Genomic DNA, 26,719 nt, shown 5'->3' with positions numbered 1-26,719 from the left:
AGGCCCCTCAACCACAGATTTTGGGGCCCGAACTTCACCTCAGACTGGACGCGTTCCGTAAGTCTTGGGAAGAATAGCTCAATCAGATCAAAAGGGAATGGCATTGTCCCATATTGCATCCGTAGCGGGAGAGGATTCGGACAGCGCAGGCGCCGAAACCAGGACCTTTGCCGATATCGGCGGCCTTCTCGACTTTTATGCGCGCAAGACGCCGGCGGCACCGGCTCTCCTCGCGCCGGGCCGGCCGGCCCTCACCTATGGCAAGCTGGGTGAGTTGATCCAGCAACTGATCCGCACCCTGCGGGGGCTCGGCATTGCCCCTGCCGACCGGATTGCCGTTGCGCTGCCGCGCGGCGCCGACAGCGCGCTGGCGCTGATCGCGGTCGCCTCGGCCGGCGCCTGCGTCCCCGTCAATCCCGATCTGACGGCCGACGAGCTGCAACGCTATTTCAGCGAATTGAAGCTGACCGCCCTCGTCACCCGGGCCGACCTGAATTCACCAAGTCGTGACGTTGCCAGGGCGCTCGATATCGCGGTGATCGATTTCGTGCCGGGGCCGAACGACGATCTCGGCGGCTGCGCGTTCATCGGCCCGGCAGTCGGGCCGGCCAGCACGAGCGGCGCCTCGCGCGGCGACGATGACGCCTTCATCCTGTTAACGTCGGGCACGGCGGCGCGGCCGAAAATGGTGCCGCTGACGCAGCGCAATGTGTGCCTGTCCGCATACAATGCCGGCCGCGTGCTGTCGCTCGCAGCCCACGACCGCCTGCTCAACGCCCTGCCGCTGTTTCACGCCCATGGTCTGATCTCCGGCCTGCTGACGGCGCTGGCCGCGGGCTCCAGCGTGATCTGCACCAACGGTTTCGACGCATTGTCCTTCTTCGGCTGGATGCGGGAGCTGCGACCAACCTGGTACACGGCGGTGCCGACCATCCATCGCGCGCTGCTGACGGCGGCCGAGGTCGACCCGGACCGCGCCCGGTCGTCGTCGCTGCGCGTGATCCGCTCGGCCTCGTCCTCGCTCGCGCCCGCGATCCTGAACGGGCTGGAAGCGATGTTCGGCGTTCCCGTGCTCGAGACCTACGGCATGACGGAAGCGGCCTCGCAGATCGCGGCCAATCCGTTCGAGCTGCGCAAGGTCGGATCGGTCGGCCGCGCTGCGGGCCCGGAGATCGCGATCATGGACGGGGCGGGCCGCACGCTTGCGAGCGGCGAGCATGGCGAGATCATGCTGCGCGGGCCGAACATGAGCCGCGGCTATTATAACGACGAGGCGGCGACACGGGCCGCCTTCCGCAACGGCTGGTTTCGGACCGGCGACCTCGGTTATCTCGACGCCGACGGTTATCTCTTCATCGTCGGCCGCATCAAGGACGTCATCAACCGCGGCGGACAGAAGATATCGCCCCTGGAGGTCGAAGAGGTCCTGCTGAGCCATCCGGCGGTGCTGGAGGCCGGCGTGTTCGCCGTCCCGCACCAGAAGCTCGGCGAAAACATCGCCGCCGTCGTGGTGCTGCGCCCGAATTCCGAAGCAACTCCGGACCAGCTTCGGCAGTTCGCGCGCAAACGTCTTGCGGCCTACAAGGTGCCGAGCCTGATCCGCGGCGTGGCCGCACTGCCGAAAGGCGCGAGCGGCAAGGTCAAGCGCAACGCGCTGGCCGATCTGATCGCAACCGTGGAGCATGGCGACGAAGCGCAATTGCCGCGCAACGCGCTGGAGACCCAGCTCGCGGGGATCTGGGCCGGTCTGTTGGAGCTGCCGCAGGTCGGCATCGACCAGGATGTCTTTGCGCTCGGCGCGGACTCGCTCGCGGCGACGCAGATGCGCTCGCGCTTGCGCGAACGCTTCAATGTCGACTTCTCATTCGAGGACATCTTCGATTGCGCCACGGTCTCGGCGCTTGCAGCCCGGATCGAGACCGCCACAACCCATCGCGAGACGATGGCGCCCGCATGGCGCCAGGCGGCGGCAGCCGACGCGCCGCTGTCGTTCCAGCAGCAGCGGATGTATGTGCTCTCGCGACTCGATCCGACCCGCTACAATTACAACGTCGTCGAAGTCGCCGTTCTCAAGGGTCTGGTCGACGTTGCCGCGCTTTCTGCGAGCCTCGCCTCGATCTGCGCGCGCCACGAGGCGCTGCGCTCGGTCTTCATCGAACGCCAGGGCGAGCCGGCGCAGCTTGTGCTGCAATCACCTCCGCGATTCGAGCGGATCAAGCTCAAGCCCTGCGCGGCGGACAAGCGGGCCGCAATCATCCGGCGCGAGGCGCTCGAGCTCGCGCAATATCCGTTCGATCTGGCGCGCGAGCCGCCGCTGAAGGTCACTCTGCTGTCGTTCGACAAATCCAGCCACGCGCTGGTGGTCAACGTCCATCATCTCGTCACCGACGGCTGGTCGCAACGGCTGTTCTGGGAGGAGCTTGCCGCCCATTATGCCGCCGCGCGCAAGACGAGCGCGGCGATACAGCCGCCCCCCGCCTTTCAGTATCGTGACTTTGCGCTATGGCAGCAGAGCTGGGCTCAGACGCCGGCGGCGAAGGAGCAGCTCGATTACTGGCGGACCCAGCTCGACGGCGTCACCACGCTGCCGCTGCGGACCGACCGGCCACGGCCGGAGGTCTGGCGCGGTCACGGCGCCCGTCACTATCTCGAATTCTCCAAGGCACTGTCGGCGGATTTGAGAGCCCTGAGCCAGGACCAGGGCGTCACGCCTTTCATGACACTGCTCGCGGCTTTCCAGTGCCTGCTGTTCCGCCGCACCGGACACGAGGATGTCGCGACGGGATCGCTGATCGCCAATCGCAACCAGATCGAGAGCGAGCGACTGATCGGGCTGTTCGCCAACACCCTGATCCTGCGCAACGATTTCGGCGGCGATCCGGGCTTTGGCGAGATGTTGCGGCGGGTGCGACAGGTCACGCTGGATGCCTACCGCAACCAGGACCTTCCGATCGAGGAAGTGCTGCGCGCGCTGCAGATCGCGCGCCGGAGCGACGGCAATCCGCTGTTCCGGATCATGTTCATCCTCCAGAACGCCTCGATCGAGGCGGCACGTTTCCCCGGCCTGTCGACGCGGCGGCTTGAGGTCGACCCGAAAGTCGCGCGTTTCGACATCACGCTCGAACTGATCGAGGCCGACGGCCGCTTCACCGGCTTCTTCGAATACGCCACAGATCTGTTCGACGCGGCGACCATCGAAGGCATGGCCGCTCAGTTCAAGACCCTGCTCAAGGCCGTGATCGCCAATCCGGAGCAGCGCATCTCGCGCCTGCCGCTCCTGACGGAGGCCGAACGCCGGCAGTTGCTGGCGAAACGCCAGGGCGTGGTGGCCAATTTCACCACGCGCGGCAATCTTTGCGAACGCCTCGAGCGCCAGGCGAAGAAGACACCGAACGCGATCGCCATCTCCGACGGCCGCACCTCCCTGACTTATCGCGAGCTGGCGCGCCGTAGCCAGGCGGCGGCGCGCTGGCTCGCTCGCGAAGGTGTCGGCGCCGAGAGCGTTGTCGCCTTGCTTGCGGATCGCGGACCCGACCTGCTCGCCGCGATGATCGCCGCGCAGCGCATAGGCGCAGCCTTCCTCAATCTCGATCCCGACCAGCCGCCGGCGCGGCTTGCGACCATCCTCGGATCGAGCTGCGCCCGCATGCTGCTGACAGGGCGCGCCCAGTCGGCCATGGTCGAGGCGCTGCTCGAACCGCTGGTCGAGCGCATCCATGTCGCCGCGCTCGAGGACGCGATCGCACCCGGATCGACCAGGCCTGCCCGCGCCGCGCGGCGCGCGGCCGCGAGCCTCGCCTATCTCATCTACACATCCGGCTCCTCCGGCGCGCCGAAGGGCGTCATGATCGAGCAGCGCGGGCTGTCGAACCATCTGGCGTCGCTCATTTCCGAGCTTGGCCTTACGGCCACGGACGTGATCGCCCAGACCGCGCCGCAGAGCTTTGTCATCTCGGTCTGGCAGTTCCTTGCCGGTCCCATGGTCGGCGCGCGCGTCCATGTCTGCGCCAACGCAATCGTGCAGGACCCGATCCTGCTCGCGCGGGAGATCGAGCGTGAAGGGATCAGCGTGCTCGAGATCGTCCCGTCGCTGCTACGCGTGATCCTCGACCGCATGGACGACGCGCAGGTCCAGCGCGCCTTTGCGGGATTGCGGCTCCTGATCTCGACCGGCGAGCCGCTGCCCGTCGATCTCTGCCGCGCCTGGTTCGCCCGCTGCCCGAAGGTGCCGCTGATCAACGCCTATGGCGCGTCGGAATGTTCCGACGACGTCTCGCTGCATCGCCTGACCAAAGCGCCGGCGGCGGCGACGAGCAACGTCCCGGTCGGCGCGCCGCTGCCCAACACCCAGCTGCATGTGCTCGATCAAAACCTCCAGCCGCTGCCGGTCGGCGTGACCGGGGAGCTCTGCATCGGCGGCGCCGGTGTCGGCCGCGGCTACATCAACGATCCCGCGCAGAGCCGGCAGCGTTTCCTGCCCGATCCGTTCTCGCGCCAGGAAGGCGCGCGGCTGTACCGGACCGGCGACCTCGCACGCCGCCGCGCCGACGGCACCATCGAATGCCTCGGCCGCGCCGACCATCAGGTCAAGGTCCGGGGCTACCGTATCGAGCTCAAGGAGATCGAGAACGCGCTTGCCGACCATCCTGCGGTGCGCGCCGGCATCGTCGAGCCGCGCCGTGAGGCGAGCGGCGATGTCAGGCTGATCGCCCATATCGTCGCAAGGGCCGGCAGCCAGAGCAGCGCCAGCGAGCTGCGCGACTTCCTGAAGAGCCGGCTGCCGGGCCATGCCATCCCGTCCGCATTCCTGTTCCTGGACCAGATGCCGCTCAATGCCCATGGCAAGATCGACCGGTCGGCGCTGCTGGCGCCCGCGCAGCAGGACGTCTCCGCACCGGATGCCGCCGTGCCGGCGCGGCACTTCACCGAAAAAGTGCTCTCGGACATCTGGGTCGACCTGCTGAAGGTCGAGAGCCTCGGGGTAATCGATAATTTCTTCGATCTCGGCGGCCATTCGCTGCTGGCGGGCCAGGCGATGGCGCGCGTCGCCCGTGCGCTCGGCGTGTCGCTGCCGATCAAGACCATCTTTGAGGCTCCGACGATCGAAGAACTCGCCCGGCGGGTTGACGAGGCCGTGGCAGCAAAGCCGCGCAAGCCGGCGACAGGCGTGCTGCGGCCTGCTGAAAGCGGGCTCCCAACGCTCTCGATCGCACAGGACCAGATGATGCGGATCGAGCAGAACCTGCCGGGCTTGCCGCTGTTCAACCTGCCCTTTGCCTTCCGCCTCCAGGGCCCGCTCGATCCGACCACCCTCGCGCAGGCGTTCGGCGACATCGTGCGCCGCCACGAATCGCTGCGGACCGGGTTCGGCCGGAGCGGCGACGAGCCCGCCAGCCGCGTCGCCACACCCGGCGAGCTCGGACCGGCCCTCACGATCGAGGTCATCAGCGACGGACGTCCCCACGACAACAAGTGGCGCAAAGCCCTCGAACTCAGGAAGATCGATCTCCTGATCGAGCAGGAGACCTACGCCCCGTTCGACACTGCGCGGCCGCCGCTGTTGCGGGCGCGGCTGTTGCGGCTCCATGCCGACGATCATGTGCTGCTGCTGACGCTGCATCATGCCATTGCCGACGGCTGGTCGATCGGCGTGCTGTTCGAGGAGCTGTCCAACCGCTATGCCGCGCTGGCCGGACGTCCGTCCGTGCCGCTGCCGAAACTGCCGCTCGCCTTTTCGGACGTCGCCCGCTGGCAGCGCTGGTGGTGCAGCACCGACGCCGCCCGCCGCCAGGCCGCCGACTGGACGGAGAATCTGCGCGGCGCGGCCCCCGTCTTCGACGGTGAAGCAAGCCCCGGCGCGTCCACCGGGCATCACCCCATCAGCCTCGAGCGCGAGCTGATCGGCCGGCTCACGGCGTTCGCCGGCCGGCATAACAGCACGCTGTTCATGTGCCTTCTCACCGGCCTGAAGGCCCTGCTGCTGGCGCAGACCGGCCGCAACGACATTTCGGTCGCGACCGCCATGGCCAATCGCGCCCAGCCGGATACCGACCGGGTCGTCGGTCCGTTCGAGAACACGGTGATCGTCCGTACCCGAATCACGCCGGAGCTGTCGTTCGCGCAAGCCCTGGCCCGGGTGCGCCAGAGCGTGCTCGACGCGCATGCGCGCCAGGAGCTGCCGTTCAACATCCTGGCCGACCATCTGGAGCAGGAGGGGATCAATCCAGCCTCGCTGCTCCAGGTCTATTTCACCCTGCAAAATCCGCTGCGCCAGCCGCTCGATCTGGCTGACGTCACGATCGAATCGATCGGCGACGTCGCGCGCGAAGGCCAGCCGGTGCTGCCGATCGACCAGACCTGGCTGTCGCTGATGCTCAAGGAGCGCCCCACCGGAATCACCGGCTCATGCAATTACAAGGGCGAGCTGCTCGATGGCCGCAGGGTCGGTGAGTGGATGGCGAATCTCGTCGCGCTGCTGGACGCGGCCGTCGCCCACCCCAACACGCCGCTCGACCGATTGCTCGCTCGCAGGGCGGCATGATCGGCTGTACGGGACGGGAGAACACAGGTTCACTCGCCAAAGCTGTGAATGACCAAGTTGCATCTTGATTATTTGGCGCCAGCGCGCAAGATTATTCTCTCGATTTGATTTGGACGATTATTTTCAACCGGGGGAGTTTGTTATGGGTTTCATCAAATTTACCAAGGGTACCTCGTTGAGCGACAAGGACCGCAAAGCCCTGCAAAAGCTGCTGGGCGCGGAGAAGAAGAAGCTCCAGTCCGCGCTCAAGGATGTCGACGCCAGCCTTTCGATGCTGGGCGGAGCGAAGAAAGCCAAGAAGAAGAAGAAGTAAGGACCGTCGGCCGGGACGCCGCACGAATCCTCAGGCTTCACTTTCCGGATATGGGCCGCTCGCTCGTCGAGTTGGGGTCTCGCACAAGCTTGCGCCTGTAAACCGGCCTGCAAATCGACAAGAAATTGCCCGGGTGGACCGTTAGAAGCGGTCCGCTCAGTTGATTCTTGCTCAGTTGATTCTTCCGTCAGGGCCGGAGACTTGGCCTCCGCCTGACGCCATGGGCCCTATTGATGGCAGACGACAGAATTGAACTGTTTGTCGGACTGATCGAGACCATTGACGCTCCGGGCGCAGTCGATGCGTGCCGCCGCCTGCTCTCGGTCGACGAACGGATCCGCGCCGATCGCTTCATGTTCGAGCGGCATCGGCGGCAGTACATCTTCGCGCACGCGATGCTGCGCCTGGCGCTGTCGCAGGCCGCACCGAACGTCGCGCCCACCGATTGGTCCTTCGGGGCCGGTCGCTACGGGCGGCCGTTTGTCGCGGCGCCCGCGACCTCGACCGCGCTGCATTTCAGCCTGTCCCATGCCGATGGCTGCGTTGCCTGCGTCGTGTCCGGGCATGAGACCGTCGGCGTCGACGTCGAAACCGTGTCACGGCGGGTCGCGCCACTGTCCACCGCGCTGCGCTTCTTTGCGCCGGAGGAGGTCGAAACGCTGCGGGGCCTCCCTGAGCCCGCCGCGATCGAGCGCTTCTTCGACTATTGGACGCTCAAGGAGGCCTATTTGAAGGCAAGGGGTTTTGGGCTCAATCTGCCGCTCGACGCTTTCGCGATGCAGGTGTCCCGGGAGGCCATCGAGATCAGCTTCAAGCCCGATATCGCCGACGATCCGGATGCATGGCGCTTCTCGCTGTGCTCGCCGTCGCCCTCGCATCGCCTCGCGATCGCCGATGGCTCCCGTGCGCACGGCGGCCTTCCCATCACCCGCAATTCCTGGCCGTTCCAGGAAGCGGCTGAATGACGCCCCCGCGGCTGCGCGTCTTCCCCGCGATCTCGCGCAACCGCGATCCCAAGAAATATGTCGGCGAGCTGATGCGGGTGGCACAGTTCGCCGACCGCAACGGCTTCGAAGGCATCCTGCTGTTCGAAGGCAACGACGTGTTCGTCGAGCCCTGGGCGATGGCCCAGCACATCATGGGTGAGACCACGCGAAGCTCGCCGCTGATCGCGGTCAATCCGGTCTACATGCACCCGTTCACGGCGGCAAAATTCGTCTCGTCCTTTGCGCAGCTCCACGGCCGCAAGGTCTATCTCAACATGATCACGGGGACCGCGGTCAGCGACCTGCAGGGGCTGGGCGACGAGCAGTCGCATGCCGACCGCTACGTCCGGCTCGGCGAATTCGTCGCGCTGATGCGCCAATTGCTGGAAAGTCCCCGCCCGGTGAATTTCGAGGGCCGGTTCTACCGCGCGAGCAATCTGCAACTTCGCCCACGCCTGCCGGCGGAGCTGATGCCGGAATTCCTGGTCGCGGGCCAGTCGGAGGCGGCGCAGCGCGTGGCGAAGGAGACCGGCTGCATCAAGATGCAGATGCTGCCGCCCGATCTCGATCGCGGCCTCGATGTATCAGGAATGAACGTTGGCATCTTCGCCCGCGAGGGCCGTGAGGACGCACGACAGGCCGCGAAGGCACGCTTTCGCGACAATCCCGATGATCGCGAGCTGCTCGCGCTCACCGTGGAAAACAGCGATTCCGTGTGGAAGCGGCGGCTGTATGAGGGACAGAGCGGCGAGCTTCAGGACAATAGCTACTGGCTGCTGCCGTACCTGACCTTCCAGGCCGACTGCCCCTATCTCGTCGGCAGCTACGCCGAGATCGGCACAAAGCTGAGGGATTTTGCGGCGAAGGGCCTGACCACGATCATGCTCGACATGGTCGCCGACGAGGCTGAGATGCAGCACGTCTGCAAGGCACTCGCGGCGAGCGGGATGTTTTAGGACGTCACGCCGAGCGGACTGAGCCGCGCCAGCGGCTCGCTGCCCTCCGGCCGTCGCAGAAGCTGCATGACATGCCGCTTCAGGCGCACGAACTCGGGTTCGGTCACGAGATCGTGGCTGCGCGGCCGCGCGAAAGGCAGCACGACATCCTCGATCACCCGGCCGGGTCTTGCGCTCATCACGACGATGCGATCCGCGAGGAACAATGCCTCGTCGAGGTCGTGGGTGACGAAGACCGTGGTGGTCGGGATCTTGCTCCAGATGTCGAGCAGGACCTCCTGCATCATGCCGCGCGTCTGCGCGTCGAGCGCGCTGAAGGGCTCGTCCATCAGCAGCACCCGCGGCTGGTTGATCAGGACCCTCGCAATTTCCACGCGCTGCTGCATACCGCCCGACAATTGCGCCGGATAGAACGCCTCGAAGCCGGAAAGGCCGACCAGCTTCAGGATCGCGTCGGCGGCGCGGTCGCGCTCCCTCCTCGCGAGGCCCCGCATCTTCGGGCCGAAGGCGACATTGTCACGCACCCGCTTCCAGGGAAACAGCGTGTGCTGCTGAAACACCATACCCCGGTCCGGGCTCGGGCTCTGGACCTGCTGGCCGTCGACCGTGAGACGGCCAGCTGTGATCGGCAAATGCCCGGCCAGCGCGCCGAGCAGCGTGGATTTGCCGCAGCCGGAGGGACCGAGAATGCAGACGAGCTCGCCCGGCGCAATCGCGACATCGAGACCGCTGACCGCTTCGAATGCGTCGCCGCCCGATCCGAGTGAAATCGAGACATCGGCGAAGTCGATCCGACCGACGCTCTTCGTGCCGATATCCGCGACCCGGATGTTCATCGCGCCACCTTCGGGCTACGCCAGGGCATCAGAAGCCGCCCGGCCGTCGTCAGCAGCCAGCTCGAACCCATGCCGAGCAGGCCGATGATCAGCATGCCGACGATGATGTCGGCGTAGTTCTGGAGCGTGTAGGCTTCCCAGGTGTAATAGCCGATGCCGAACTGGCCCGAGATCATCTCCGCGGTGACGAGGCAGAACCACGAGGTGCCCATGCCGATCGCAAGCCCCGTGACGATGCTCGGCGCGGCGTCCGGCAGCACGACTTCCCTCAGGATCGCCAACTCCCCCGCGCCGAGGCTGCGGGCGGAGGCGACCAGCCGGCGGTCGACATTCGCAACACCGTGGACCGTGTTCAGCACGATCGGAAACAACGCGCCGATGAAGGTGATGTAGATCATCGAGAGTTCCGACGACGGAAACATCAAGATCGATAGCGGGATCCACGCCACGGCCGGAATCGGCCGCAGCAATTCCAGCGGCGGCAGCAAAAGGTCTCTCGCGGCGCGCGAGCGGCCAATCGCGAAGCCGAGGAGTACGCCGATCACCACCGCCGCCCCGTACCCCGCGAACACGCGCCAGACGCTGCTGGTGACGTGTGCCGTCAGTTTCGGCGAACGAAACAGGGCGAGCGCGGATTGAACGACCTCGACCGGCGGCGGCACGTTGCGGAAGGTCACGATCCCCAGATTGAGATGCGTTGTCGAAGCGACCTGCCACAGGGCAATGCAGGCCAGGATCGAAAGGCCGCGGACCATCCAGCGGGTGCCCGCAGGCCGCGCCTTGATAGCGGTGGCCATCGCCTCACCGGCTCGCGACGAGGGACTCGCGCGCGGCCGCGAAGTCGAGCACCGCGCCACCGTTTTTCTTCGACCAGCCCTCGGCCGCCTGCTTGAGCAGGAACGCGCTCAGCTCGCCCTTGGACGACCGCACGAACCAGGCCTGGTTTGCGAACAGCTTGATGCCGCTTTCACGATCCTGCGCATATACGACGCGGATGGTCTTGCCATCCTTCTCGAGGCCGGCGAGCGCCTTCAGCGCGTTCTCGGGCGACGCGTAATGACGCACATGGGCCTCGTCTTTGACCCAGATCTGCGCGACGCGGCTGAAGTCGCTGATCTCGGCGCCCGTTGCGGCGTCCTTGGCGCGAAGCGGAAGCTGCGCATAGTTCTTCAGTTCGGAGTCGTAATTGCGCCCCGCCTGCGCGGTCGCGATACGGACGAACTTGTCGGTGACGAACTGGTTGATGTCGAGATCGCTGTCCGCACGCTTGAGCAGCTTCAGCGTCTTGATCGAGGTTGCGACCGCCTGGCGGTACTCCGGCTTCCAGGTCACATCGCGGGTCTGAAGACCGAGCGGCCCGTGAAAGAGGTAGTCGACCTCCGCCTCGATGCCGGTCACCTTCGCGATCAGCTCGCTGTACTTCTCCGGTTCTTCCGTGATCAGGCGATCCGCTTCCAGCGCTGCGCGCAGATAGGCGACGACGATCTCGGGATATTTCTCGGCATAATCGGCATCGACCAGCCCGCCGTGGAATGTCGGGGCATTGGCCTGCGCGCCGTCAAAGATCTTGCGCGCGAAGCCGCGCCACGGAAACAGTTCGGCGAACGGAACGAAGTCGGCATGCGCCTCGATCTTGCCGGCCTGCAAGGCCGGCCCAGCAACCTCCGGCGCCTGCGTGATGATGTTGACGTCGGTCTCGGGATTCCAGCCTTTGGCCTCGATCGCGCGGAGCAGCATGCCGTGCGAGGTCGAGGCGAAGGGAACCGAGATGGTCTTGCCTTTGAGCTCGTCGAGCGACTGCACCGGCGAGCTCGACGGCACCACGATGCCGTTGCCGCTGCCCTTGGTGCTGCCGGACAGCACGCTGATGAAGAGACTGCGGCGTCCCGCCTTCTGGAACGCAACGCCGTTGAGCGAGCCCGGAAAGTCAGCCATCGCGCCGAAATCGAGCTTGCCTGCGACCATCTCGTTGGTGAGCGGCGCGCCGCTCGTAAAATTCTTCCACTGAATGTCGTAGGTGACATCCTTGTACTTGCCATCGTGGGGCAGATATTTCTCAAGCAGCTTGAGCTCGCGAATGAGCAGTCCGCCGGTCGCGCAATTGATCGTCGTGTCCTGCGTCCCGACTGCCACACGGATCGTCTCCGCCTGGGCCGGCGCGAACATCGCAACGGTGATGGCCATGGCCACACTGAGTCTCAAAGAGCTGAATTCGATCATCGAACTGTCCTCGGGAGGCTGGGCGCGCGCCGGCAACAACGCTGGCCGGCACTATCGAAGGCGCGGCGCAACGCTTGAAGCAATTACTTGCATCGCCGTCGCAGGACGTTCGCGTCATGATTCCGTCGCGCAACGACGCAAAGGATTTTCTCAAGCCGAAGCCATGGAGAGAGGAATCGTTTCGCGGTCGGTCGCCGCACACATCAAGCTTTGCTAAGTGATTTGGAACGATCGCAAAGAGATGGACATCGCACCACCGCCGCACTTACCTAGTCGCAAGCCCCTGGAGAGCTGACGGATTGCGATGACCATACTCAAGGAAGCTGCCGCGACCGAGCCTGCCGCTTTCGCCGACCGGCCTCATGCAGGCGTTCCGTTCGACTGGACCGACCACAATAAGACGCGGCGAATCCGCAGCACACGTGCAAGGCCCGCAAGCTCGGCGCTGTTCATGAGCGAGACGATCGACGGGCTGAATGCCGGCGCGCATTTCCTCGACCGCTTGTCCGCGTCGGAGCAGGCGCGCGTGCACGCGGCCGGCCGCATCATCTCGGTGCCGCAGGGCGAAATGGTGTTCAGCCAGGGCGATGGCCACGACGGCATCTTCATCATCCGCCGCGGACAGGTGCGGGTCTACTACACCGCGCCGTCGGGACGCGAGATCACGCTCGCCTATTGGACGCCGGGACATTTCATCGGAGGCCCCGAGATATCCGGCGGTGGCATTCACATGTGGTCGGGCGTCGCCATAGAGGCCTGCGAGATCACGACACTCTCCGGCCCCGCGCTTGTGAAGCTGTTGACCGGCATGCCTAGCTTCGCGCTGGCGCTGATCGACGGCCTCATCGCCAAGGGCAAATGCTACTCCTCGATGGCGCAGATCCTCGGCACGCGCTCAGTGATCGAGCGACTGGCGCAGTTCCTGCTCACTTTGTCGGAGTTGCACGGCACGGCCGACGGCGACACCATCATCATCAACCGCAAGATCACCCATGACCAGATCGCCGCCATGGTCGGCTCGACCCGGCAATGGGTGACGATGATGCTGAAGCGTTTCCAGAACCGCCGCATCATCGCCATCGACGGCAGCACCATCCGGATCAGGCGGATCGACCTGCTGGAGCAGATTTTGTTCAGGGATTGAGGTTCACCTCTCCCGCAGGGAGGCGTTGTCGCTCATGGCTTTAGCATTATGGGCGTTGAAGCTTCCACGGCGTCATGGCCGGGCTTGTCCCGGCCATCCACGTCTTACCCGGCGCAAAGCTCGTGGATACCCGGGACAAGCCCGGGCATGACGGCCTACGCGGTGAGAGATGAAGATCACCGCGCCTCTTCAAACCCGGCCAGCACCGAGGTCAGGTTCGCGCCCAGAATATCCGAGAGATAGCCGCCCTCCTGTACGAACACGGTCGGCAGGCCCAGCTTCGCGATGGCCTGGCCGATGCGGCGGAAGCCGGGCGTGGTGACGGCGAGGCCCTTCAGCGGATCATGCTCGGAGGCGTCGAGGCCGAGTGCGATGACGAGGGCGCCTGGGGCAAAGGATTCGATCGCCCTGCGCGCGACGTCCATCGCCTGGATGTAGCCGTCGTCGCCGGTGCCGATGGCCAGGGGGATGTTGAGATTGGCGCCGAGGCCGGGTCCTTCGCCGCGCTCGTGCGCGTAGCCCCACACATAAGGATAGTACGCGATGGGGTCGGCGTGGATCGACACCGTGTAGACGTCAGGGCGTGCGTAGAAGATTCCTTGCGTGCCGTTGCCGTGATGGACGTCGACGTCCAGGATCACGACGCGTTCATGCTTGAGCCGCAGATGCGCCGCGGCGATCGCGCTGTTGTTGAGGAAGCAGAAGCCGCCGGCCATGTCGCGGTAGGCGTGGTGGCCGGGCGGACGGCAGAGCGCATAGGTCGCATCCTCGCCGTCCATCACCATCTGCGCTGCCGTAACCGCAACGTCGGTGGCGGCGCAGGCCGCGGCCCAGGTGCCGGGACCGATCGGCGCCGCGGTATCGGCGGTGTGCCAGCCGAGTTTGCCGACGATGTGGGTGGGGTAGGTCGCGGCGTGACGCACGGGATGGATGTTGCCGATCATCTCCGGGCCGGAATCGCCGAGCGCGGTCCAGGCGTCCCAGGCTTCGCTGAGGAACGACAGATATTCCGGGCTGTGAATCCGCGCACGCGGCCCCTGCCCGAATGTCGTCGGTTCGACCAGTTGATGCTTGCCGTCCTTCAACCCCTTCAGCAGGCGATCGGCGCGCTCGGGCTGTTCCGTGGTACGCTTGACGACACCGCGAACCAGGAAGAATTGCGGATCGTGGCAGCGATGCAGTTCGGTATGGACGGCTTTCACTCAAACACTCCGTGGTCGCGTTGACGATGCCCACAGATGTCTAAATGCCTGCGGCGGCCAGATGCAAGCAAGAAGAATGCCGCCGCTTTGGTGCTGCACTGCGCCGGAGGCAGACCGCCTGTGACGCTCTAGCAGCGCCCGCGCTGGAGGCAGTGCTCGCGGCCCTGCTGGTCGGTGCGGAAGGACTCGACGAAGCCGCCCTGACGCTGGGTGACGAAGACGGTCTTGCCGTCGCTGCCGCCGAAGGCCAGATTGGTCGGCTCCTTGCCCTTCAGCGCGATCTCCCGCTCGACCGCACCATTGGGCTTCATCACCGCGATGGTGCCCTTGAGGATGCGCGCGACATAGAGGCGGCCGCTGACGTCAGTGCGCAAGCCGTCGACGGTGTCGGGCTGAAAGGCTTTGACGAGTTTTGCGCCGGTGAGCTCGTTGCCGCTGACGGTGTAGGACCAGATCTGGCCGCTGCTGGATTCCCCGACATAGAGCGTCTTGCCGTCAGGGCTGAGGTCGATGCCGTTGGTGGTGCCCATCGCGCGCGGCGCCGGCATCACCTGCCCCTGCACCGTGCCGTCCGCAGATTTGGCGATACGCCAGATGTGGCCTTCCCTGCCCTTCCAGTTCGGATCGCTCGCATAGATCGTGCCGTCGCGCGCGACCGTGATGTCGTTGGGTTGGTTCATCTCGTCGGAATGAAACCAGACGAAGGGCTCGCTCGCGCCCTTCGGGATCGCGAAGATGTTGTGCTTCTTGTAGTCGGCAATGAACATGGTGCCGTCACGCGCGAAGCGGATGGCGTTGCCGACGCTACCCTCGGGCAGTGCCGTGAATTGCTCCGAAGCCGCACCGCCCGCCGGCAGCTTGCCGATAGTGCCGGGCTTGCCAAAGTTGACCACGAAGAGATTGCCGTCGAGATCGGCCGCGGGCCCTTCGATGCCGAAGGTGTATTCGCCCGGCGGCGTCACCTGCACGCTTTCAAACAGCTTTGTTTCAGCATGGGCCGGCGATGCCGCGATGACGAGAAGGACGCTACTGCACAGGCACCAGAAATTCCTGCCGGATGTAATAGCCATCGTCGTCGCTGCACTCGCCATTCAGAAAGGGATCGGCAGGCCGGAAGAATCGGCTGAAGCCGGGTTTGTCTACAGCGCTCCTTTGTGTCACGACAACGACCTTGGCGGCCGGTATTTCGCCGCATTCCTTGTTGGTCTTGCCAAAGAACTTGCGCTGCGGCGGGCCGGACTTGATCCGCATCCGCGTGCCCGGAACCATTTTCGCAACCAGCAGGTCCGCGGTATCGAGCAGGCGCGTGTAACCGGGTTCGGTCCTGGGCAGGCTTTCGCCGCCCGGCGGCATCAGCTTCTCGGCGCCGATACCGCGCAGCCGCGTGCGCAGCTTGCCGGAGTCTGGATCACCCGGATAGATCCAGCCGTCCTGCGACAGCATGAAGCGCAGCACCGTCGCGTCCTTTTCCGCATCCGATTGCCCTGCCTTCAGGCCGAAATCCGAATGGCAGCCAACGCAATGCTTCTCGACGAGGCCCTGGCGCAACGTGGTGAGCCGGACACTGTTCTGCGCGTCCCTGGCGACGAAGGCCGCGAGCTGGTCGATCATCGCCTGGCTGCGCATGTCGCAAGGCAGCGGCACCGGCGCGTCACCCGCGGCGCGGTCGATGCGGACCACGGTCTTGTTCTTGTCCTCGACCAGCCAGATTGCGCCGTCCTCCGCGACCGTCATGCCGACAGGCGCTCCTTGCGGCCGCGCGCCGTTGACGCGGTGCCAGCCTGCGATCAGCTCGTCGAACGGCGCGGCGGCGACGTTGCCGGCGTCGGTCTGAAAACTGTGGGTTGGATCGGCCGTGCAACTGACGTGATAGCGCACCGGCGCCGGGGCGGGCTTCGGGAAGCCATGGTCGTCGACGTCATAGACGAGGACGCGGCTGCCGGTCGGGCGATAGCCGTGCAGGCCGACCAGCAGCTTGCCTTCCAGCTCGGGGAATTTCGCGCCGTGATAATAGAGCATCGCGAGCGGCGCGCCGTGCGGCGGCATCAGCGAGAACGGTGCCTTGTAGAGCGCATTGGCCGTGCAGAGCGACTTGTAGACCCCGGATTGCAGGACGAGCTTGAATTCTGGGCTCGGCGTCGACAGGTCGAAGCAATAGGGCCAGCCATAATGCCTGCCCTGCTCGATCGCGTTGATCTCCTCGTTCGGCTTGAAGATGTCGGGCAGGTCGCGGCCGTTCTCGCCTTGCAGGAAGGCGTAGCCGGGATCGGGAAAATTCGGATGCAGCGCCAGCGCCATCGAATTGCGCAGGCCGCGCGCATAGACGGTGTGCGGCGGGTCGGGATCGGCCGGCTTCAACGCCGGGAAGGTGCCGCCTGCGGGCGGTGTGAACAGCCAGATCGAGGCCATCGCGGACGCGCCCTCGGCCGCTGCGCATGGCCTTGTGATCGGCGCCGACGTCATGCAGTCGTCGCTGTGCGAGCCGACATTGACGAACAGCCGCCCGTTCCTGTCAAAGATGAACTGCTTGAGCGGATGTGCACTCTCGTCGAGCCTGGTGCCGTCAGGCAATGTGATCCGGCGACCGGGCATGTGCCGGATGATGGTCTCGACCGTGCTGCGGGGATTGTTGGCGAGCGGATCGAACCGGAAGATCGCCTCCGCGGTCGAGGCGTACAGCTTCTTGTCCGGGCCAATCACGAGACCAAACGGATATTCGATTGCGGTCAGCAGCTCCTTGAACCGCTGTCCCTGCGGCGCATGCGGATCGAGCAGCAGCAGCCGTCCATCGGTGTGGCCCCAGCCCCCCATGTCGGCCACCACGAACAGGTCACGGCCCGGCACCTGGATGATCGAGCGAGGAAATTTCAGCCGATCCTCTTCGCTGGCGACGAGACCGGCGCAAAATCCCGCCTTCATGTCGATCTGGATTTTGGGAAAGGCGAGATCGCCGCTGCCGCAGGCTTCCGTGCCGATCGCATAGCCGCTTTTCCTCACCGGTTCGGAGGAGGCTCCCGGGGCAAGACCGAACAGCGCTCCGGCGACGATCGCCGCAAACAGGCTTCGGCGTTCATGCCAGAATGTGAGCTGGTTCACGGCGATTCCCCGGACTTTCGGTCCAAAGTTGTTCCATGCCATGGGAACGCCGTCCAGTTGATCATCACCCCCCTGTGATCAAACCCGCTCGGGCCTTCGCAGCGACCAATCTCCGTAAATTCCCTTACCGGGCTCGCCCCGAATGTTTCGCGAAGGCCTCGGGTGGTATCGATTTGCCATCCCAATCGCTCCCGACAGGAGACGGATATGGTCCAGGTCTATTTTCACTGCTCCAACACCGAAGGCACGCTGATCGATCGCAGCGGCACTGCGGTGGCCAGCCTGACCGAGGCGCGTGACCGTGCGGCGCAGATCATGCACTCGATGATCTACACCCCGGGTGCCGAAGACTGGCGCGACTGGGTGATCCATGTCAGCGGCTCCGACGGCGAGGAGATCTTCGACCTTCCCTTCACCGCCATGCTCGGCAAGCCGCATTGAGGTGATGCCGTGCTGTTCGCTTCATTAACCCTGCTCCGCCAGCCCCTCAACTTCGTCGCCACCAAGTGGCAGAAGCTGGTGCGGATCGCAGGCAACCCCTACCGCCCCGAGCTTCACTACATGCGCGGGCCTGGCCCGAAATGGCACGCCAAGTATCAGGCCAGCCGGCTGGATCGCAGGCTCTGAGCGCGGCTTCCTGGAATTCCCGCTAACGGTTTCTCCATCGTCATGCCCGGGCTCGTCCCGGGCATCCACGTTTTTGGCGGCCACGAAGGACGTGGATGGCCGGGACATAGGCGAGCGAAGCGACGCCGTCCTTCGGACGGCTATGCCCGGCCATGACGGCACGAGGAAGCGTGTCCCACCTCACTTCCCCGTAAACTTCGCCTTGCGCTTCTCGACGAAGGCGGTGCGGCCCTCGATGGCGTCGGCGCTCTTGCGGATCGTGGCCTGGACCTCGATCTCGCGGCGGAACTGCGCCTCGTAAGCCGCATGCTCACTCTCCTCGACAAGCGCACGCGTTGCGACCAAAGCGCGCGTCGGACCGTCCGCCAGACGGCGCGCCAGGGCCAGCGCCTCGTCCATCAGCTTCGCGTCGTCGACGACCTGCCGCACCAGGCCGATCTCCTGCGCGCGTTCGGCCGTCAGGGGCTCGTTCAGCAACATCAGCTCGAGCGCGCGCTGCCGGCCGACCAGCCGCGGCAGCAGCCAGGTCGAACCGAGATCAGGCACCAGGGCGATGCGGCTGAACACCTGGATGAAGCTCGCCGACCGCGCCGCAACAATCATGTCGCCGGCCATCGCAAGGCTGAAGCCGCCGCCGGCCGCGACGCCGTTGACGGCGACCACGACAGGCACGCGGCATTCGCGCAACGCCTTGAACGCCGGCCAGTAGAAGCGCATCACGCCGGCGGCGATGTCCTCGCCCAGCGCTTCCAACGCCTTCAAATTCTGTCCTGAGCAAAAACCGCGTCCCGCGCCGGTGAGGACCAGGGCGCGGACGTCCTCATCCCCGGTCATCTCCGCGACGGCGGCAGCGAGCGCGCCGAGCAGGTCCGGCGTCATCGCGTTCAGGCTTGCCGGCTCGTCGAGCGTCAAGATCCCAAGCGCGCCATCCCGCGCCTGTTTCACACCTGCCATGTCGCGTCTCCCTTTGGATTTTCTCGTTGGCGGCAATGTGCCATCCTTCGCGCGCCCCGCCAATGCTGCAGCTTGCGCGTCAGCGCAACGAAGCCAGAACAACCGAATCCCAGAGATCAACACGACATCATGCCTCATCAATTCAGCCTCAACCAAACCGTCCGCAAACCCGCCGTCAAATCCAAGGGCGGCATCGTCGCCTCGCAATCGCGGCGCGCGGCCGAAGTGGGGGCGCAGGTGCTGGCGGCAGGAGGCGACTGCGTGGACGCGATCGTCGCGACCACCTTTGCGCTGAACGTGCTGGAGCCCTGGAACAGCGGCATCGGCGGCGGCGGCGCGATGGTGCTCTACCGCGCCAAGGAAAATCGCACCGAGGTGATCGACTACGGCATGTGCGCGCCACAGAGCCTGCGCACCACCGACTACCCGCTCAGCGGCGAAGGCGCGGCCTCCGATCTGTTTCCGTGGCCGCGGGTGAAGGACGACCGCAACATTCATGGCCCCGGCTCGGTCGCCGTGCCCGGCGTCGTCGCCGGCATGGAGGAGGCACATCGCCGCTACGCCAAAATGCCGTGGAAGGACCTGGTCGCCCCGGCCGCCGCGCTCGCCGGCGAAGGCCTGCTGGTCGATTGGTGGACCACGCTGACGATCGCGGCATCGGCAGCCGATCTACGGCGCTATCCCGCGAGCGCGGCCACCTTCCTGAAGGATGGCCTGCCGCCGAGCGCGCCGTGGGGCATCAAGTCCGAGACGCGGCTGCCGCTGGCCACGTTGAAGGCAACGTTGTCGCACCTTGCCGCTGCCGGTCCGCGCGATTTCTACCAGGGCGACCTCGCCAAAAGCATCGCATCCGACATCAAGGCCGACGGTGGCTCGCTGTCGGTGGAGGATCTCGCCGCGTTTCGCGCCCATCTGCGCGAGCCGCTGGCGATCCCCTATCGCGACGGCAAGGTGTATGCGACGCCGGAGCTCACGGCCGGACCGACCATGGCGCATGCGCTGCGCCTGTTGCAGCAGAGCCTGAAGCCGGGAAGCGCACCCGACGCGACCACCTACAGCGAATATGCGCTCGCCTTGCAAGCGGCCTTCCGCGAGCGGCTCAAGGACATGGGCGATGCCGACGGCAAGCGCTCGCTCGGCGCCGAATATCTGGCGCCCGCCTGCACGACGCATTTCTCCGTGGTCGACCGCCACGGCAACATCGCCGCGGTCACGCAGACGCTGCTTTCATCCTTCGGCTCGAAATACGTGACGCCGCACACCGGCATCGCCATGAACAACGGCATCATGTGGTTCGACCCGACGCCGGGCACCACCAACTCGCTCGCTCCCGGGAAACGCTGCCTCTGCAACTACACACCCGTCATCGCCGAAACGAAGGACGGCAGGCGTCTCGCGGTCGGCGCCTCCGGCGGCCGCCGCATCCTGCCGTCCGTGATGCAGCTCGTGTCCTTTGCGATGGATTTCGGCATGGACCTCGACAGGGCCATCCACCAACCGCGCATCGACGCCAGCGAAGGCGCGGTCGTAATCGGCGACATCAGACTGCCGGCGGACGTGCGCAAGACACTTGCTGCACGCTTCGATTATGAAGAGACGCAAGTGCAGGCCCTGCCGCAGAAGTTCGCCTGCCCCAGCGTGGTGATGCGCGAGGGCGATACGAATTCCGGCGCGGTCGAGATCTTCCAGCCCTGGGCCGACGCTGTCGCCGAATCCTAAGCGTCACGACTCCTCCGCATTTGCGCGCGACACCGCGATCGATGTTCGTTCGTCGAACGGACAGATGCGTGCCTAACAGGAGAAATTTCGGATGAAGAAACTTGCGCTCGCCGCAACACTGATCATCGCGGCCGGCTTCACCATGCCAAACGCCGCATTCGCCAGGGGCGGCCACGGACATGGTCATGGCCATGGTCACGGCCATCATGGCGGATACCATGGACATCGCCATGCCACTCCTCCCGGATGGCACCACGGGCGCAAGGTCGGCTGGCGCGGCATGGGCTGCCCGCCCGGCCAGTGGAAACAGGGTCGCTGCTGACGCCCTATCCGCAAGTCATGCAAGGCGTCGCTCCTGACGGGGCGACGCCTTCTTCTTCAAACGCCCAGCCGGTCCCGCACCCGGCCCGCGATCACGGCAGTCGTAACCCCCAAGGGCCAGAACGCGTGCATCGGGATCGGCTTGATGCCGGTGACGGGCATGTCGATCTCAGCCTTGGCACCGCCGATCAGCCGGCGCGCGAGCTGCGCGCCCATCGCGGTCGAGAGCGCGACGCCGCGCCCGTTGCAGCCGAGCGAGATCAGGATGTTTTCCGCCGGCTCGTGCACATGGGGATAATGATCCTTGGTGATGGCGAGCCGGCTGTTCCAGCCATGCGTCCAGGCGGCGCTCTTGAGCTGCGGCCATAGCCGCTCGGCATAACGCATGAGATAGGCGACGTCGTTGGGCGACTTGATCCAGCGCATCGGGCCGCGGCCGCCCATCAAGAGGCGATTGTGCTGATCGATGCGATAATAGACCGTGATGTGGCCGCTCTCGTAGAGCACCGGCCGTGTCGGCATGATCGAACGGGCAACCGCGTCGGAGAGCGGCGCGGTGGCGGCGATCGAGGAGAACACCGGCACGATGGTACGGCGAAGCGCCGGCCAGAGATCGTCGGTGAAGCCGTTGGTGGCGAGCAGGACCTTGTCGGCATGCACCACCGCGCGCGGCGTCTCGATGCGCCAGCGCGCGCCGTCGCGACGGAGCGACAGCGCCGGCGTTTCGCCATGGACCTTCGCGCCCGCGGAGATCGCGGCGCGCGCGAGGCCGCGGGCGTAGCTGAGAGGATGCAGATCGCCACCGCGCGTGTCCAGCATCGCGCCGATGTAGCGCTCCGTGCCGGTCATCTCGCGCAACTGCTCGCGGCTCAGATATTGCACCGGCATGCCGCGGCGGATGCATTGCTCCGCCGTCTTCTCGATCGCGGCGGCGCTGGCCTCGTTGTAGGCCGCGCGCAGCGTGCCATTCTGCCGCGCTTCGCAGGGGATCTGGTAGCGGCGGATCAGGTCGTGCGTGAAATTGGTCGTGCCGTAGGAGAATTCGACCATGCGGCGGCCGAGCTCTGCGCCAAAATCGGCCTCGATCTGATCGGGGTCATGCTTCAGGCCGGGATTGGTGTGACCGCCATTGTTGCCCGATGCGCCCCAGCCGGGTTCCTGCGCCTCCAGCACCAGCGCCTCGACACCCTGCTCCGCCAGATGCAAAGCCGTGGACAGGCCGGTGTAGCCGCCGCCGACGATAGCAACGGAGACGGTCTTGTCGACATCGAGCGGCGGCGTGGCAACCGGCGCGACGGCGGTGTCGGCATAGAGCGAGGGCGGCAGAGGCAGGCGCGTAGTCATGACGAGGACCGATCAGAGCGGATGCAGCACCCTGCGCAGGAAATCCTGCGTGCGCGGATGCTGGGGTTGGTTGAGCAGCGCCTTGGCCGGCCCCTGCTCGACGATGACGCCGCCGTCGATGAAGAGCACGCGGTCGGCGACGTCGCGGGCAAAGCCCATCTCGTGGGTGACGACGACCATGGTCATGCCGTCATCGGCGAGCTTGCGCATCACGCCGAGCACGTCACCGACCAGTTCGGGATCGAGCGCCGAGGTCGGCTCATCGAACAGGATCGCCTTTGGCTGCATCGCGAGTGCGCGCGCGATGGCGACGCGCTGCTGCTGGCCGCCGGAGAGCTGCGGCGGATGCGCATCGGCCTTTTCGGCGAGGCCCACCTGACCGAGCAGCGCGCGGCCGCGCTCGAGCACCTGCGCACGCGGCTCCTTCTTTACGAACAGCGGGCCTTCGACGACGTTCTCCAGCACGGTGCGATGCGGGAACAGGTTGAAGCGCTGGAACACCATCGAGACCTGGGTGCGCACCTTCACGATGGAGGGCGCATCGCGGTCGACCTTCAGTCCCTCGACGTTGATCTCGCCGCGGTCGTAGCTTTCCAGCCCATTGATACAGCGCAGGATCGTCGACTTGCCGGAGCCCGAGGGGCCAATGATGCAGACCACCTCACCCTTCTGGACGGAGGCGGTGATGCCCTTGAGCACCTCGTTCTGGCCAAAGCTCTTGTGGACGTCGGTGAGCTCGATCATTTCTTGCCCGCCCGCTTCTCGAAGTGACGGACCAGCAGGATCAGCGGGATGCTCATGGTGAGGTACATCAGCGCCACAAGGGTGAACACGTTGGTGTTCTTGAAGGTCGAGGACGCGATCAGCTTGCCCTGAAGGGCAAGCTCGGCGACCGTGATGGTGGAGGCTTGCGACGAGTCCTTCAGCATCATGATCATGACGTTGCCGTAGGGCGGCAGCACGATGCGCACCGCCTGCGGCAGCACCACGCGGCGCATGGTCAGCCACCAGCCCATGCCGATCGACTGCGCCGCCTCGATCTGGCCCTTGTCGATCGCCTCGATGCCCGCGCGGAAATTCTCGGCCTGGTAGGCCGAATAGGCGATGCCGAGCCCGAGGATCGCGGCCTGCAAGGCCGACAGCGTGACACCGAGATCCGGCATCACGAAATAGAGGTAGAACAACAGCACGATGATCGGGATGCCGCGGATCACGTTGATCAGGCTGGCGCTGAGCATCGACAGGACCTTGATGCCCGAGACCCGCATCATCGCCCAGATCAGGCCCAGCACCGTCGAGAGCAGCAGCGAGCCGATGGTGACGACGATCGTCAGCGCGACGCCGCTCATCAGGATCGGGAAGAACTCGACGGCGTCGTGCCAGAAGCCTTTCATCGGTCAGCCTTACCAGCCTCTGTCGATCAACCCTGCGCCTTCTGACCCCACTTTTCGAGGATCTTGTCGATGGTGCCGTTGGCCTTCAGCTTCGCAAGCGAGGCGTTGATCTTGCCGAGCAGCGCGGCCTCGCCCTTGCGGACGCCGATGCCGACCGAGCCGACGGTGACGGGCTTGTAGCCGTCGACCAGACGTACCTCGGGGAAACCGCCCTGCTTCAGATTGTAGGCGAGGATCGGATAGTCGGCGTAGCCGGCCTTAAGGCGACCGGTGTTCACGTCGCGCAGGATGTCCGGGATGGTGTCGTAGACCTTGACGTCGGCGAACAGGCCGGACTTCTTCAGCGCATCGACGAAGGCGGTGCCGACCTGGGCGCCGACCGTCTCGCCCTTCAGATCATCCTGCGTGACATAAGCCTTGGTGTCGCTCTTCGGGACCACCAGGCCCTCGCCGTAGGTGTAGATCGGATCGGAGAAGTCGACGACCTCCTTGCGCGGCGCGGTGATGAACATCGCCGCCGCAATCATGTCGATCTTGCCCGATGTCAGCGACGGGATCAACGCCGAGAACGCCATCGGCTCGATCTGCACGCTGAGGCCGGCGTCCTTGCCGATCTCGGTGACGAGATCGACCATGATGCCCTGGATCGTGTTGGTCTTGGTGTCGAGGAAGGTGAAAGGAATGCCTGTCGGCGTCGAGCCGACCTTCAGCACCTGCTGCGCCGAAGCCGGCATCACCGCTGCAATCGCGAGCGCCGCGACCGCGGCCAGACCAAAACGCTTCATCGCATCCCCCTTTGGGCTTGGCCGATGTCGGCGCTCGCGCATGTCGTGATCAGACGTTGCGGGCCAAGCCGTTTCGGCCTATTTTCACCAATATGAAAATTTGGTCACACTTTCGCGGGCGATGCAAGCGGTTTTCATGCACATGAAGGAAGCGGTTTGACGTGAGCGGTGGCAAAAGAATGCGCAAACCGGCCGCCGCAAGGCCGGCGAGGACGGTGAAGGCCAGGAAGGTGCCGGTCAAGGCCAAGCCGGCCGAGCCCGCGATGGATGTCGCGGTCGGGCGCCGCATCCGGGATCTCCGGCGTATCAGGCAATTCTCGCTGGAGACAGTGGCCGCACGCACGGACCTGTCGATCGGCTTCCTCAGCCAGATCGAGCGCGGCCTGTCTTCGCCCTCCCTGCGCGTGCTGGCAACGCTCGCCGATGTACTCGGCGTCGGCATCGCCGCGTTGTTTGGCGCGAGCCCGAACACCGACGGCGCATCCGACCAGGTGGTGACGCGCGGGCTGCAACGTCCCGAACTGAAACTCTGGCGCACCGGGGTGTCGAAGCAATTGCTGAGTCCGGCCAGCAGCGACAACCGGCTCAATTTGTTCCTGGTGCATCTGGAGCCCGGCGGCTCCACCGGTGACGAGCTTTACACCCATGACGGCGAAGAGGCTGGCCTCGTGCTCGAAGGCGAGATGATGCTAACGGTGGACAACGAGACGTGGTCGCTGAAGACGGGCGACAGCTTTCGGTTTGCCAGCCGCCGGCCGCACCGGTTTTCAAATCCGGCGCAGGATGCAAAGGCGGTGGTGCTGTGGGTGAACTGCGTAACGGGAGCGGGGTAAGCCCTGCTCACCTTCCACCGCGCACAGCGAAAGTAAGGAGAGCCGCGGCGCTTCAACATCGTCATTGCGAGCGATGCGAAGCAATCCAGAGTCTTTCCGCGGAGACATTCTGGATTGCTTCGTCGCTACGCTCCTCGCAGTGACGAGTGGATAGACTTTACCCGAACCGATACTTGTACCGGTCCACCGTCAGCGCACTCACATCGACCTCCGGCTTCTTGCCCGACAGCATGTCGGCGAGCACGCGGCCGGAGCCGCAGGACATGGTCCAGCCGAGCGTACCGTGGCCGGTGTTGAGGTGCAGATTGGCGTATTGCGTCGGGCCGATCACCGGCGGGCCGTCCGGCGTCATCGGACGCAAGCCGCTCCAGAACGTCGCCTTGGAGAGATCGCCGCCGCGCGGGAACAGATCGGTCAGCGAATGATCGAGCGTGGCGCGGCGGGCGTCGTAGAGCTGGCTCGAATAGCCGGAGATCTCGGCAGTGCCGCCGACGCGGATGCGATTGCCAAGGCGGGTGATCGCGACCTTGTAGCTCTCGTCCATTACGGTCGATTCCGGCGCGCCGGCGGCGTCCTTGATCGGCACCGTGATCGAATAGCCCTTCACCGGATAGACCGGCAATGAGATGCCGAGCGGTGCAACGAGCCGCGACGACCAGCTTCCGAGCGCGAGAACGTAGGCGTCGGCCTGCAACGTGCCCACACTGGTCACGACACCACTGACGCGCGCGCCATCCGTGACGATGCGATCGATACCGGTGTTGAACATGAAGCGCACACCGAGCGCTTCGGCATGCTTGGCCAGCGCCTGCGTGAACATGTGGCAGTCGCCGGTCTCGTCCTGTGGCAAGCGAAGCCCGCCGGCGAACTTCTCCTTCACGGCGGCGAGCGCCGGCTCGACCGCGATGCAGCCCTCCCGGCTCAACACCTCGAAAGGAACACCATACTGCTTGAGCACGGCGATGTCCTCACCGGTGCCATCGAGTTGCGCCTGGTGGCGGAACAGCTGCAGTGTGCCCTGCGAGCGCTCGTCATACTGGATGCCGATGTCGCGGCGCAGGTCGCGCAGGCAATCGCGGCTGTATTCCGCAATCGGGATCATCCGGCTCTTGTTGACCGCGTAACGCGCGCTGGTGCAGTTGCGCAGCATCTTGGAGAGCCAGACCCACATCACAGGATCGAGCTTCGGCCGGATCACCAGCGGGCCATGCTTCATCAGCAGCCATTTGATCGCCTTCACCGGCACCCCGGGGCCGGCCCAAGGCGAGGAATAGCCGGGCGACACCTCGCCCGCATTGGCGAAAGAGGTCTCCAGCGCCGGCTCCGGCTGACGGTCGACGACCGTCACCTCATGACCGGCACGCGCAAGGTAGTAGGCAGAGGTGACACCGATGACACCGCTGCCGAGGATCAGAACTTTCACGCTTCGTCAAACTCCCGCGGCATCA

24 protein-coding genes are annotated in these 26,719 nt (G+C 65.4%); 11 read left to right on the top strand and 13 right to left on the bottom strand.

The genetic code is table 11. The annotated features are described in order from the left end of the window. Positions 1–97: 97 nt before the first annotated feature. The 4 genes from ACKWRH_RS08680 (at position 98) to ACKWRH_RS08665 (ending at position 8,796) form a co-directional block, all read left to right on the top strand. Positions 98–6,541 carry an amino acid adenylation domain-containing protein gene (locus ACKWRH_RS08680; protein ID WP_445220152.1) on the top strand — a complete coding sequence of 2,148 codons (6,444 nt, stop codon included), beginning with the start codon at positions 98–100 and terminating at the stop codon, positions 6,539–6,541. A 142-nt stretch (positions 6,542–6,683) separates the two neighbouring features. After that, the gene (locus tag ACKWRH_RS08675) at positions 6,684–6,854 is read left to right on the top strand and encodes a hypothetical protein (RefSeq protein ID WP_014497648.1); all 171 of its coding nucleotides are present in this window, start codon (positions 6,684–6,686) and stop codon (positions 6,852–6,854) included. Positions 6,855–7,087: 233 nt separating this feature from the next. Continuing rightward, positions 7,088–7,819 carry a 4'-phosphopantetheinyl transferase family protein gene (locus tag ACKWRH_RS08670; protein ID WP_445220151.1) on the top strand — a complete coding sequence of 244 codons (732 nt, stop codon included), beginning with the start codon at positions 7,088–7,090 and terminating at the stop codon, positions 7,817–7,819. Then, positions 7,816–8,796, top strand: a complete 981-nt coding sequence (locus ACKWRH_RS08665; RefSeq protein ID WP_445220150.1) for an LLM class flavin-dependent oxidoreductase — start codon at positions 7,816–7,818, stop codon at positions 8,794–8,796. The genes ACKWRH_RS08670 and ACKWRH_RS08665 overlap by 4 nt, the downstream gene beginning before the upstream one ends. Here ACKWRH_RS08665 and ACKWRH_RS08660 read toward each other — a convergent pair. The 3 genes from ACKWRH_RS08660 to ACKWRH_RS08650 are packed head-to-tail and all read right to left on the bottom strand — an operon-like array spanning position 8,793 to position 11,816. Further along, on the bottom strand, positions 8,793–9,632 hold the full coding sequence (locus ACKWRH_RS08660) for an ABC transporter ATP-binding protein (protein ID WP_445220149.1): 840 nt from the start codon (positions 9,630–9,632) through the stop codon (positions 8,793–8,795). The two genes, ACKWRH_RS08665 and ACKWRH_RS08660, sit on opposite strands and share 4 nt — an antisense overlap. After that, entirely contained in the window at positions 9,629–10,429 is an 801-nt protein-coding gene (locus ACKWRH_RS08655) for an ABC transporter permease (RefSeq protein ID WP_445220148.1), read from the bottom strand. The genes ACKWRH_RS08660 and ACKWRH_RS08655 overlap by 4 nt, the downstream gene beginning before the upstream one ends. A 4-nt stretch (positions 10,430–10,433) precedes the next feature. After that, the gene (locus ACKWRH_RS08650; protein ID WP_445220147.1) at positions 10,434–11,816 is read right to left on the bottom strand and encodes an ABC transporter substrate-binding protein; all 1,383 of its coding nucleotides are present in this window, start codon (positions 11,814–11,816) and stop codon (positions 10,434–10,436) included. Between ACKWRH_RS08650 and ACKWRH_RS08645 the strand changes: the two genes are divergently transcribed. After that, complete coding sequence (locus tag ACKWRH_RS08645; RefSeq protein ID WP_445220146.1) at positions 11,815–12,069, top strand: hypothetical protein; 255 nt, start codon at positions 11,815–11,817, stop codon at positions 12,067–12,069. The genes ACKWRH_RS08650 and ACKWRH_RS08645 overlap by 2 nt on opposite strands. Before the next feature lie 87 nt (positions 12,070–12,156). After that, positions 12,157–12,996 carry a Crp/Fnr family transcriptional regulator gene (locus tag ACKWRH_RS08640; RefSeq protein ID WP_445220145.1) on the top strand — a complete coding sequence of 280 codons (840 nt, stop codon included), beginning with the start codon at positions 12,157–12,159 and terminating at the stop codon, positions 12,994–12,996. Positions 12,997–13,172: 176 nt separating this feature from the next. On the opposite strand, the gene ACKWRH_RS08635 is transcribed toward ACKWRH_RS08640, so the two are convergent. The 3 genes from ACKWRH_RS08635 to ACKWRH_RS08625 all read right to left on the bottom strand — a co-directional run bounded on the left by ACKWRH_RS08635 (position 13,173) and on the right by ACKWRH_RS08625 (position 17,294). Beyond that, the gene (locus ACKWRH_RS08635; protein ID WP_445220144.1) at positions 13,173–14,198 is read right to left on the bottom strand and encodes a histone deacetylase family protein; all 1,026 of its coding nucleotides are present in this window, start codon (positions 14,196–14,198) and stop codon (positions 13,173–13,175) included. A gap of 128 nt (positions 14,199–14,326) precedes the next feature. Continuing rightward, positions 14,327–15,268, bottom strand: a complete 942-nt coding sequence (locus tag ACKWRH_RS08630; protein ID WP_445220143.1) for an SMP-30/gluconolactonase/LRE family protein — start codon at positions 15,266–15,268, stop codon at positions 14,327–14,329. Next, positions 15,225–17,294 (bottom strand): PQQ-dependent sugar dehydrogenase, encoded by a 2,070-nt coding sequence (locus ACKWRH_RS08625; RefSeq protein ID WP_445220142.1) that lies wholly within the window; start codon positions 17,292–17,294, stop codon positions 15,225–15,227. The genes ACKWRH_RS08630 and ACKWRH_RS08625 overlap by 44 nt, the downstream gene beginning before the upstream one ends. A 207-nt stretch (positions 17,295–17,501) precedes the next feature. Here ACKWRH_RS08625 and ACKWRH_RS08620 point away from each other — a divergent pair, with 207 nt between their 5' ends. Further along, on the top strand, positions 17,502–17,735 hold the full coding sequence (locus tag ACKWRH_RS08620; protein ID WP_014497658.1) for a DUF6894 family protein: 234 nt from the start codon (positions 17,502–17,504) through the stop codon (positions 17,733–17,735). Between the two features lie 9 nt (positions 17,736–17,744). Then, positions 17,745–17,921 carry a hypothetical protein gene (locus ACKWRH_RS08615; RefSeq protein WP_445220141.1) on the top strand — a complete coding sequence of 59 codons (177 nt, stop codon included), beginning with the start codon at positions 17,745–17,747 and terminating at the stop codon, positions 17,919–17,921. A gap of 180 nt (positions 17,922–18,101) precedes the next feature. Here ACKWRH_RS08615 and ACKWRH_RS08610 read toward each other — a convergent pair whose 3' ends face one another. Beyond that, positions 18,102–18,875, bottom strand: a complete 774-nt coding sequence (locus tag ACKWRH_RS08610; protein WP_445220140.1) for an enoyl-CoA hydratase-related protein — start codon at positions 18,873–18,875, stop codon at positions 18,102–18,104. A 129-nt stretch (positions 18,876–19,004) separates the two neighbouring features. Between ACKWRH_RS08610 and ACKWRH_RS08605 the strand changes: the two genes are divergently transcribed. Beyond that, positions 19,005–20,594, top strand: a complete 1,590-nt coding sequence (locus ACKWRH_RS08605; RefSeq protein WP_445220139.1) for a gamma-glutamyltransferase family protein — start codon at positions 19,005–19,007, stop codon at positions 20,592–20,594. A gap of 91 nt (positions 20,595–20,685) precedes the next feature. After that, a complete protein-coding gene (locus tag ACKWRH_RS08600; protein ID WP_445220138.1) occupies positions 20,686–20,916 on the top strand; it encodes a hypothetical protein in 231 nt (76 codons plus the stop codon). Positions 20,917–20,972: 56 nt separating this feature from the next. Here ACKWRH_RS08600 and ACKWRH_RS08595 read toward each other — a convergent pair whose 3' ends face one another. From ACKWRH_RS08595 to ACKWRH_RS08575, 5 genes are read right to left on the bottom strand one after another with little or no spacing between them, the layout of a single operon-like run. After that, positions 20,973–22,259: an NAD(P)/FAD-dependent oxidoreductase gene (locus ACKWRH_RS08595; protein ID WP_445220137.1), complete on the bottom strand. Its 1,287-nt coding sequence runs from the start codon at positions 22,257–22,259 to the stop codon at positions 20,973–20,975. A gap of 12 nt (positions 22,260–22,271) precedes the next feature. Continuing rightward, positions 22,272–23,003: an amino acid ABC transporter ATP-binding protein gene (locus tag ACKWRH_RS08590; RefSeq protein WP_445220136.1), complete on the bottom strand. Its 732-nt coding sequence runs from the start codon at positions 23,001–23,003 to the stop codon at positions 22,272–22,274. Beyond that, entirely contained in the window at positions 23,000–23,653 is a 654-nt protein-coding gene (locus tag ACKWRH_RS08585; protein WP_014497665.1) for an amino acid ABC transporter permease, read from the bottom strand. Before ACKWRH_RS08585 ends, ACKWRH_RS08590 begins: the two co-directional genes overlap by 4 nt. 26 nt (positions 23,654–23,679) lie before the next feature. After that, a complete protein-coding gene (locus ACKWRH_RS08580; RefSeq protein WP_445220135.1) occupies positions 23,680–24,438 on the bottom strand; it encodes an ABC transporter substrate-binding protein in 759 nt (252 codons plus the stop codon). Positions 24,439–24,487: 49 nt separating this feature from the next. Beyond that, a complete protein-coding gene (locus tag ACKWRH_RS08575) occupies positions 24,488–24,727 on the bottom strand; it encodes a hypothetical protein (RefSeq protein WP_445222649.1) in 240 nt (79 codons plus the stop codon). On the opposite strand from ACKWRH_RS08575, the gene ACKWRH_RS08570 reads away from it, so the two are divergent. Beyond that, positions 24,618–25,271, top strand: a complete 654-nt coding sequence (locus tag ACKWRH_RS08570; protein ID WP_445220134.1) for a helix-turn-helix domain-containing protein — start codon at positions 24,618–24,620, stop codon at positions 25,269–25,271. The two genes, ACKWRH_RS08575 and ACKWRH_RS08570, sit on opposite strands and share 110 nt — an antisense overlap. A 157-nt stretch (positions 25,272–25,428) precedes the next feature. Here ACKWRH_RS08570 and ACKWRH_RS08565 read toward each other — a convergent pair whose 3' ends face one another. Next, positions 25,429–26,694 carry a D-amino acid dehydrogenase gene (locus ACKWRH_RS08565; protein ID WP_445220133.1) on the bottom strand — a complete coding sequence of 422 codons (1,266 nt, stop codon included), beginning with the start codon at positions 26,692–26,694 and terminating at the stop codon, positions 25,429–25,431. Positions 26,695–26,719: the final 25 nt, after the last annotated feature.

Source organism: Bradyrhizobium sp. Pa8, assembly GCF_052588265.1.
Note: the sequence above shows the minus strand (reverse complement) of the source record. Positions and strands in the feature narration are given on the sequence as shown.

Bases quoted from the DNA above. Each gene is read 5' to 3' on its own strand.
- ACKWRH_RS08680 (WP_445220152.1), top strand. From the start codon at position 98: ATGGCATTGTCCCATATTGCATCCGTAGCGGGAGAGGATTCGGACAGC.
- ACKWRH_RS08675 (WP_014497648.1), top strand. From the start codon at position 6,684: ATGGGTTTCATCAAATTTACCAAGGGTACCTCGTTGAGCGACAAGGAC.
- ACKWRH_RS08670 (WP_445220151.1), top strand. From the start codon at position 7,088: ATGGCAGACGACAGAATTGAACTGTTTGTCGGACTGATCGAGACCATT.
- ACKWRH_RS08665 (WP_445220150.1), top strand. From the start codon at position 7,816: ATGACGCCCCCGCGGCTGCGCGTCTTCCCCGCGATCTCGCGCAACCGC.
- ACKWRH_RS08660 (WP_445220149.1), bottom strand. From the start codon at position 9,632: ATGAACATCCGGGTCGCGGATATCGGCACGAAGAGCGTCGGTCGGATC.
- ACKWRH_RS08655 (WP_445220148.1), bottom strand. From the start codon at position 10,429: ATGGCCACCGCTATCAAGGCGCGGCCTGCGGGCACCCGCTGGATGGTC.
- ACKWRH_RS08645 (WP_445220146.1), top strand. From the start codon at position 11,815: ATGGCCACACTGAGTCTCAAAGAGCTGAATTCGATCATCGAACTGTCC.
- ACKWRH_RS08650 (WP_445220147.1), bottom strand. From the start codon at position 11,816: ATGGCCATCACCGTTGCGATGTTCGCGCCGGCCCAGGCGGAGACGATC.
- ACKWRH_RS08640 (WP_445220145.1), top strand. From the start codon at position 12,157: ATGACCATACTCAAGGAAGCTGCCGCGACCGAGCCTGCCGCTTTCGCC.
- ACKWRH_RS08630 (WP_445220143.1), bottom strand. From the start codon at position 15,268: ATGGCTATTACATCCGGCAGGAATTTCTGGTGCCTGTGCAGTAGCGTC.
- ACKWRH_RS08620 (WP_014497658.1), top strand. From the start codon at position 17,502: ATGGTCCAGGTCTATTTTCACTGCTCCAACACCGAAGGCACGCTGATC.
- ACKWRH_RS08610 (WP_445220140.1), bottom strand. From the start codon at position 18,875: ATGGCAGGTGTGAAACAGGCGCGGGATGGCGCGCTTGGGATCTTGACG.
- ACKWRH_RS08605 (WP_445220139.1), top strand. From the start codon at position 19,005: ATGCCTCATCAATTCAGCCTCAACCAAACCGTCCGCAAACCCGCCGTC.
- ACKWRH_RS08600 (WP_445220138.1), top strand. From the start codon at position 20,686: ATGAAGAAACTTGCGCTCGCCGCAACACTGATCATCGCGGCCGGCTTC.
- ACKWRH_RS08595 (WP_445220137.1), bottom strand. From the start codon at position 22,259: ATGACTACGCGCCTGCCTCTGCCGCCCTCGCTCTATGCCGACACCGCC.
- ACKWRH_RS08590 (WP_445220136.1), bottom strand. From the start codon at position 23,003: ATGATCGAGCTCACCGACGTCCACAAGAGCTTTGGCCAGAACGAGGTG.
- ACKWRH_RS08585 (WP_014497665.1), bottom strand. From the start codon at position 23,653: ATGAAAGGCTTCTGGCACGACGCCGTCGAGTTCTTCCCGATCCTGATG.
- ACKWRH_RS08580 (WP_445220135.1), bottom strand. From the start codon at position 24,438: ATGAAGCGTTTTGGTCTGGCCGCGGTCGCGGCGCTCGCGATTGCAGCG.
- ACKWRH_RS08570 (WP_445220134.1), top strand. From the start codon at position 24,618: ATGCGCAAACCGGCCGCCGCAAGGCCGGCGAGGACGGTGAAGGCCAGG.
- ACKWRH_RS08575 (WP_445222649.1), bottom strand. From the start codon at position 24,727: ATGCGGCGCCCGACCGCGACATCCATCGCGGGCTCGGCCGGCTTGGCC.